Source organism: Fertoeibacter niger, assembly GCF_009380135.2.
Lineage (GTDB): Bacteria > Pseudomonadota > Alphaproteobacteria > Rhodobacterales > Rhodobacteraceae > Fertoeibacter > Fertoeibacter niger.
This window is the reverse complement of sequence record NZ_WHUT02000003.1, coordinates 402,398-409,678: the sequence shown is the minus strand read 5'-3', so window position 1 is coordinate 409,678 and position 7,281 is coordinate 402,398. Positions and strand designations below refer to the sequence as shown.

Below are 7,281 nucleotides of genomic sequence, written 5' to 3'. Positions count from 1 at the left end.
AACATGCCCTCACGGGCCTGATATGAGAGCCACTGGCGGGTAGCATGAACCCAAGCAGGCAAAAAGACCTGCTGCGAACCCCTCACATCGCTGGTGGCGGTTGGTGCAGGAGTTTCCACACAGCCTAAGCCCGTTGCTGTCATTGCTACTGGCGGTTTTGTCACTATGCTTAGTTGTCTGCGAGGCGTTGTTGGAGCTTTTGATGATTAGTCAAAAGGAATCAGAGCGACTAGAAAACCTCACCGTTTCTGACATCAAACTGCCGGACTACGCGGTTATAACCTATGCCGTTTGCACCATTGACAAAAATGCTTGCGGATGGGGTGGTTGGATGCTCGAGGGAACTTTCACAACCTCCGACGCCAAGACGGTCATATTGGCAAATGGCGACGACCCGCTGCCTACCGTTACCTTGCAGATTTGCCCGAACTGCGGGGGCACAATCGTTCGCACTGATACAGCACATTTATACGATCTAGCGGGACAAGCCGACTTGAGAATGGAATGCCGCTAGGTCCGCATAGCGGCGTTTACTCGCCCAGCCCATCAGGGCCATTGGGATTAGCTTCCAGCTCCATCCTCGTAAGTCTTGGCGAACCGCCTGCATGATATTCACTTTCGGGATAGTCGAGTCTCCAACAGACTCCTGTTGCGTCGTCAATAAGGATGGCCTCCCATCCTGAGGGACAAGTCCAGATCTGCCTCAGGCCCGCCCGCTTGACGTTCGCGCATTCTCCGCGAAGGACTTCAATGTTCATCATCAACTACCATGCACATCGGATTACAGTAGCTTGATGACCGTTGCCTTTCAGGTCAACGACCGCTTAGTCCACAGAGCCACCGAACGGGGCGCATAGTAACCGCCAGCGCCCCCCGCCCCCCTCACAACCCCGGATAAATCGGAAACTTTGCGCACAGCCCCGCGACCTTGGCCTTCACCGCCGCCTCGACCTCGGCGTTGCCGTCCTCTCCATTCGCCGCCAGACCGTCCACCACTTCGACAATCCAGTCACCGATCAGCCGGAACTCGGCCTCGGTGAAGCCGCGTGTGGTGCCTGCGGGGGTGCCGAGGCGGACGCCCGAGGTGACGGTGGGCTTTTCGGGGTCAAACGGGATGCCGTTCTTGTTGCAGGTGATATGCGCGCGGCCCAGGGCCTTTTCGGTCGCGTTGCCTTTCACGCCCTTGGGGCGCAGGTCGACCAGCATCACATGCGTGTCGGTGCCGCCGGTCACGATGTCCAATCCGCCTTTCATCAGCTGGTCGGCCAGCGCCTGCGCGTTGGACACCACCTGCGCCGCATAGGCTTTGAATTCGGGCCGCAGCGCCTCGCCAAAGGCCACGGCCTTGGCGGCGATCACATGCATCAGGGGGCCGCCCTGAATGCCGGGGAAGATGGCCGAGTTGAATTTCTTGGCCAGTTCCTCGTTGTTGGTCAGGATCATGCCGCCACGCGGGCCACGCAGGGTCTTGTGCGTGGTCGTGGTCGCCACATCGGCATGGGGGAAGGGCGAGGGGTGCTGGCCACCGGCCACCAGACCCGCGAAATGCGCCATGTCCACCAGCAGATACGCCCCCACCTCATCCGCGACCTCGCGGAATTTGGCAAAGTCGATCTGGCGCGGCACGGCTGACCCGCCGGCGATGATCAGCTTGGGTTTGTGTTCGCGGGCCAGCGCCGCCATCTCGTCATAGTCGATGCGGCTGTCCTGCTGGCGCACGCCATACTGGATCGCGTTGAACCATTTGCCCGACTGGTTCGGGGCCGCGCCATGCGTCAGGTGCCCGCCCGCCGCGATGTTCATGCCCAGAATGGTATCGCCCGGCTTGATCAGCGCCTGGAACACGCCCTGGTTGGCCTGCGATCCGGAATTCGGCTGCACATTGGCAAAGCCCACGCCGAACAGTTCCTTGGCCCGCTCGATCGCCAGATTTTCCGCCACATCGACATACTGGCAGCCGCCGTAATAGCGTTTGCCCGGATAGCCCTCGGCATACTTGTTGGTCATGACCGAGCCCTGCGCCTCCATCACCGCGCGGGACACGATGTTTTCCGAGGCGATCAGTTCGATCTCGTCGCGCTGGCGGCCCAACTCGCTGGTGATGGAGCCGAACAGCTCCGGGTCACGGCTGGCGAGGCTTTCGGTGAAGAAACCGGTATCGCGGTGCGGGGCATTCATGGCGTGTCTCCTGTCCGTCTTGTGCGGGGATGGCGTTGTTTAGAACATGTCCCCTGTCACAGAAAGACAGGAAAACGACGCATGCGGCGGTTTGCGCGAAATCGGGGGCTGCGGTGGTGCGGCTTTCTGCCCGGCGGGGGTTGAGTTTGCCTCGGCGCAGGGCCAAGACTGCCGCAGGGCGCAACCGCCCTGGGGGGGCTGCACATGCCTGCGATGCGGATCGCGTTCACCGCCAGCCCGGCGGCGCTGGCACAAGAGGCGCTGGCGGTGATGACCGCCGCCCATGGCCAATGCCCGCTGGATGCGGCCGAGGTTATCGTGGCCCTGGGTGGCGACGGCTTCATGTTGCAGACTTTGCACGAGACGCAAAGCCTGGATACCCCGGTCTATGGCATGAACCGGGGCACCATCGGCTTTCTGATGAACGCCTGGTCGCCGCTGGCGCTGCCCGAACGGCTGGCCATGGCGGCGGAAGAGGTGATCAACCCCCTGTCGATGCGCGCCGTGACGCAGACGGGCGAGGTGCGAGAGGCGCTGGCGATCAACGAGGTGAGCTTGCTGCGCGCCGGGCCGCAGGCGGCGTGGCTGCGCATTTCGGTGGATGGAAGGGTGCGGATGGAGGAACTGGTCTGCGATGGCGCGCTGCTGGCCACGCCTGCCGGGTCCACCGCCTACAATTATTCCGCGCATGGCCCGATACTGCCCATCGGGGCCGATGTGCTGGCGCTGACGGCGATGGCGGCCTTCCGCCCCCGGCGCTGGCGTGGCGCGCTGCTGCCCAAGACGGCGCTGGTGCGGTTCGACGTGCTGGATCCGGAAAAGCGCCCGGTGATGGCCGATGCCGATGGCCGCTCGGTGCGCGATGTGGTGTCGGTGGAGATCCGGTCGGAACCCACGGTGCGCCACCGGATCCTGTTCGACCCGGGGCACGGGCTGGAAGAACGGCTGATCCGCGAGCAGTTTGTCTGACTGTAGGTTCCGATGCGTCGGCACATGCGGCGCCTGTTGCGGTGGTGGGGCTTCATCCTTTGGCCATGTCACGGACGGGCTTTTCTTCGCGCAAATCGTCCGCTTGCGACCTTCCGCACGCTCATCACCGCTGCGAATTGCGTGACCCAGGTTGAAAGCGCCCAACCCGGCTTGATCAGTGCGACCTTACGTCCTGCCCCATCCTTCGATCTTGCGGTAAAGCGTCGAAGGCGACACATCCAGCACGCGGGCGGCCTTTGGCACCGATCCGCCGTGGCGCGCGATGGTGGCCTCGATCACCAATTGTTCGATCTCGGCCAAGGTGCGGCCCAAGAGCCCCTCCAAAGCCAGATCGTCAGAGGGCGCGGGTGACACGGCCGCGGAAGGGGCTACAAAGCCCTGCTGGTCGGCCAGATCATCGGGCAGCATGTCCAGCGTGACCGGCCCGCCTTCGTTAAGCACAACCACGTTGCGGATCACGTTCAGCACCTGCCGCACATTGCCGGGCCAGGAATGGCGGCGGAACAGCGCGCGCACGCCGGGTTCCAGCCCGTCGAAAAGGCGGCCCTCCTCGGCGGCAAAGCGGGCCAGCGCCGCCTCGGCAATCTCGATCACATCCTCGCCACGGTCGCGCAAGGGCGGCATGTGGATTGGCACGACATAAAGCCTGTAATACAGATCCTCGCGGAAATGGCCGCGCCGCACGGCATCCAGCGGGTCGCGGTTGGTGGCGCAGACGATGCGCACATTCACCTTGCGGGGCCGGGTCGCACCCACCGGCTGCACGGTCGAGGTTTGCAGGAACCGCAGCAGCTTGGTTTGCAGGGCAGGGGCCATCTCGCAGATTTCGTCCAGAAACAGGGTGCCGCCATCCGCCGCAGCCGCCGCCCCGGGCTTGTCGGAAATCGCCCCGGTAAAGCTGCCCTTCACATGGCCGAACACCTCGGATTCCAGCAGATCCTGCGGGATCGCCCCGCAGTTCAGCGCGATGAACGGCCCGGTGGCGCGGGGCGAATTGTCATGCACCGCCAGCGCGCACAGTTCTTTGCCCGTGCCGCTTTCACCGGTGATGAAAACGGTGGCCATCGACCGCGCCGCCGACCGGATCTTGGCCTGAATTCGCGCCATCGCCTCGGACGACCCCAGAAAGGCGCTGCCCTGCGCCCGGCCCGGCGACGGGGCCGCCGCGCGCGGGATGCCACGGTTTGCCGAGGCGCCGCGCGCATTTTCGACCGCGCTCAGGAACCGCTGTTCGTCAAAGGGCTTGACCAGAAACTCATGCGCCCCCGCGCGCATCGCCTCGACCGCCTTGTTGATCGACCCGTTGGCGGTGATGACGATCACATTCGTCTCGGGGCGCAGGCGCAGCATGTCCTGCATCAGGTCCAGCCCGTCACGGTCGGGCAAAACCAGATCCAGCAAGACCACCTGTGGTCTGGTGTCAACAAAGCGCGCCAGCCCTTCGGCGGCCGTGCCTGCCACCGTTACCCTGTGTCCTGCCGAGGCCAGCACCGACCGATAGACCATCTGCAACGAGGGCGTGTCTTCGATCAACAGGATCGGGCGCGGTTGGTTGTTCTCGGCCCCTGATCCGGTGGCGGTGGTGCGGTGCGGCGCAGGTTTCGTCACCATGTCGCCCCCGGCACATTGCCCGCCCGACAGTCGCGGACATGTTGCAGCAGCTCGTCCAGCAGCGCCGCCAGCATTCGCGTGGCCTGCGCGACATCTTGGCCAGAACGTTCATGCGCCTCGCGGTTCAAGGCTTCGGCCAGGTGTTGCAGCCTGAGCGCACCCACCGTCCCCGCCAGCGCGATCAGCACATGGGTCTGGCCACGCAGTTCTGCCCAGTCTGGCTGACCCCCCCAATCTGGCTGACCCCAGTCTGGCTGGTCCCTGTCCTGCATGGCCCGGCGCAGCCCGGCCGCGACGGCAGCCAGATCATCTTCCAGCCGCGCCAGCAGTTCCGGCCCCATGTCCGGGCCAACCATCTGCATCAGCCGCTCGAAACGCGCCAGATCAAGAAAAGGCAGATCGGCAAAGGCTGTGCCGCGCCCTGTCATCGCGCGGCCCATGATCGGGCCAGGCCGCGCACTGCCGTGCGGCGGCGGGCAAGTGCAAAGGGGGCGCAATTGTGCATGGCCACGGCAGGTTAGCGCAGGGCGTGGCAATGTCCAGCCTTCGGGGGGGCGCTTGCCGCTTTTGTCCGCCGTGCCGCTCCGCTCAACCCGCCGGATAGCCCAACCTGGCCAAAGCCGCGCGGATTTCGTCCAGCGTTACCGGATCGTCGATCGTGGCGGGGATCTTGAAAGGCTCGCCATCTGCGATCTTCGCCATGGTCGCCCGCAGGATCTTTCCCGAACGGGTTTTTGGCAGCCGTTCCACCACGCAGGCGCGCTTGAAGTCGGCCACCGGTCCGATCTTTTCGCGCATCAGCGCCACACACTCGCGGGCGACATCCTCGGGCGCGCGGTTGGTGCCACGGTTCAGGCACAAAAGCCCTAGCGGCGACTGGCCCTTCAGGGCATCAGCCACGCCGATAACCGCGCATTCGGCCACATCGGGATGACCGGCCAGCACCTCTTCCATCGCGCCGGTGGACAGGCGGTGGCCCGCCACGTTGATCACGTCATCGGTGCGCGCCATGATGTAGATATAGCCGCCATCGTCGATGTAACCGGCATCGCCGGTTTCATAATAGCCGGGGAAATGCGCCAGATAGCTTTTGTGAAACCGCGCCTCGGCATTCCACAGCGTCGGCAGGGTGCCGGGCGGCAGCGGCAGCTTGATCGCAATCGCGCCCAATGTGCCCGCGGGCACCGGATGGCCCGCCTCGTCCAGCACCTGCACGTCATAGCCGGGCATCGGCACCGAAGGGCTGCCGACCTTCACCGGCAGCGCGCCCAGACCCACCGGGTTCGCCGCGATGGGCCAGCCGGTTTCGGTCTGCCACCAATGGTCGATCACCGGCACCTTCAGGTGATCCTGCGCCCAGATCACGGTGTCGGGGTCGGCCCGTTCGCCCGCCAGATACAGCGTCTGGAACCCTGAAAGGTCGTATTGGCCGATCATGTTGCCCTGCGGATCCTCGCGTTTTATCGCGCGCAGGGCGGTGGGGGCGGTGAACAGGCTTTTCACCCCGTGCTCGGCAATCACCCGCCAATAGGTGCCTGCATCGGGCGTGCCCACCGGCTTGCCCTCGAACAGCAGGGTGGTGCAGCCCGCCACCAGCGGGCCATAGCAGATATAGCTGTGCCCCACGACCCAGCCCACATCAGACGCGGCCCAGAACACATCGCCGATCCCGGCATTGTAGATCGCCCGCATCGACCAGGACAAGGCCACCAGATGCCCCGCCGTGGCCCGCACCACGCCCTTGGGCTGGCCCGTGGTGCCCGAGGTATAAAGCACATAAGCCGGATGATCGCCCGCCACCGGCACGCAATCGGCCGGGTCGGCCCCCTGCTGGAAGGCATGCCATTCGTGATCGCGCCCTGCGGTCAATTCGCCGATGCCCTGCGGACGTTGCAGGATCACGCAGAAGGCCGGCTTGTGGCTGGCCATGGCGATGGCGGCATCCAGCAGCGGCTTGTAGGGCACCACGCGCGAGGGTTCGACCCCGCACGAACCGGCGATGACGGCCTTGGGCGTGCAATCGTCGATCCTGACCGCCAGTTCCGCCGCAGCAAAGCCGCCAAACACCACCGAATGCACCGCCCCCAGCCGGGCGCAGGCCAGCATCGCCTCCAGCGCCTCGGGCACCATGGGCATGTAGATGATCACGCGGTCGCCCTGTTCCACCCCCTGCGCGCGCAGCGCACCGGCCAGACGGGCGACATTGGCCTGCAATTCGGCATAGGTCACACGGCGCTGGCTGGCCGTGACCGGGCTGTCATGCAGGATCGCCACCTGATCGCCGCGCCCTGCGGCAACATGGCGGTCAACCGCGTTCCAGCAGGCATTCACCCGGGCGTCGGCGAACCATGTGTAAAACGGCGCGCGGCTGTCGTCGAGGGCTTTGACAGGGGCCACGTCCCAGTCGATCGCCTGCGCCGCATCCAGCCAGAAGGCCTCGGGGTCAGACCGCCACGCCGCATAGATCTCTGCATAAGCCATTCCACGCCTCCTCCTCAACTT

At 64.9% G+C, this 7,281-nt stretch carries 7 protein-coding genes; 2 read left to right on the top strand and 5 right to left on the bottom strand.

Features of this window, described 5'->3' with window-relative positions; genetic code table 11:
* Window positions 1-103 precede the first annotated feature (103 nt).
* The gene (locus GEU84_RS07640; protein ID WP_152824537.1) at window positions 104-514 is read left to right on the top strand and encodes a hypothetical protein; all 411 of its coding nucleotides are present in this window, start codon (window positions 104-106) and stop codon (window positions 512-514) included.
* Window positions 515-530: 16 nt separating this feature from the next.
* On the opposite strand, the gene GEU84_RS21525 is transcribed toward GEU84_RS07640, so the two are convergent.
* Together GEU84_RS21525 and glyA are read right to left on the bottom strand one after the other, a co-directional pair.
* Window positions 531-758 (bottom strand): Imm27 family immunity protein, encoded by a 228-nt coding sequence (locus GEU84_RS21525; protein ID WP_174539377.1) that lies wholly within the window; start codon window positions 756-758, stop codon window positions 531-533.
* A 124-nt stretch (window positions 759-882) separates the two neighbouring features.
* Window positions 883-2,178: a serine hydroxymethyltransferase gene (glyA, locus tag GEU84_RS07630; RefSeq protein ID WP_152824539.1), complete on the bottom strand. Its 1,296-nt coding sequence runs from the start codon at window positions 2,176-2,178 to the stop codon at window positions 883-885.
* A 204-nt stretch (window positions 2,179-2,382) separates the two neighbouring features.
* Here glyA and GEU84_RS07625 point away from each other — a divergent pair, with 204 nt between their 5' ends.
* Complete coding sequence (locus GEU84_RS07625; protein WP_152824540.1) at window positions 2,383-3,147, top strand: NAD kinase; 765 nt, start codon at window positions 2,383-2,385, stop codon at window positions 3,145-3,147.
* 186 nt (window positions 3,148-3,333) lie between these two features.
* Here GEU84_RS07625 and GEU84_RS07620 read toward each other — a convergent pair whose 3' ends face one another.
* From GEU84_RS07620 to GEU84_RS07610, 3 genes are all read right to left on the bottom strand, one after another.
* Window positions 3,334-4,779, bottom strand: coding sequence for a sigma-54-dependent transcriptional regulator (locus tag GEU84_RS07620; RefSeq protein ID WP_152824541.1), 1,446 nt, complete (start codon window positions 4,777-4,779; stop codon window positions 3,334-3,336).
* On the bottom strand, window positions 4,773-5,207 hold the full coding sequence (locus GEU84_RS07615) for a hypothetical protein (protein ID WP_152824542.1): 435 nt from the start codon (window positions 5,205-5,207) through the stop codon (window positions 4,773-4,775). Before GEU84_RS07615 ends, GEU84_RS07620 begins: the two co-directional genes overlap by 7 nt.
* Window positions 5,208-5,367: 160 nt before the next feature.
* Window positions 5,368-7,260 carry a propionyl-CoA synthetase gene (locus tag GEU84_RS07610; RefSeq protein WP_152824543.1) on the bottom strand — a complete coding sequence of 631 codons (1,893 nt, stop codon included), beginning with the start codon at window positions 7,258-7,260 and terminating at the stop codon, window positions 5,368-5,370.
* Between the last annotated feature and the right edge of the window lie 21 nt (window positions 7,261-7,281).

Bases quoted from the DNA above. Each gene is read 5' to 3' on its own strand.
- GEU84_RS21525 (WP_174539377.1), bottom strand. From the start codon at position 758: ATGAACATTGAAGTCCTTCGCGGAGAATGCGCGAACGTCAAGCGGGCG.
- glyA (WP_152824539.1), bottom strand. From the start codon at position 2,178: ATGAATGCCCCGCACCGCGATACCGGTTTCTTCACCGAAAGCCTCGCC.
- GEU84_RS07625 (WP_152824540.1), top strand. From the start codon at position 2,383: ATGCCTGCGATGCGGATCGCGTTCACCGCCAGCCCGGCGGCGCTGGCA.
- GEU84_RS07620 (WP_152824541.1), bottom strand. From the start codon at position 4,779: ATGGTGACGAAACCTGCGCCGCACCGCACCACCGCCACCGGATCAGGG.
- GEU84_RS07615 (WP_152824542.1), bottom strand. From the start codon at position 5,207: ATGACAGGGCGCGGCACAGCCTTTGCCGATCTGCCTTTTCTTGATCTG.
- GEU84_RS07610 (WP_152824543.1), bottom strand. From the start codon at position 7,260: ATGGCTTATGCAGAGATCTATGCGGCGTGGCGGTCTGACCCCGAGGCC.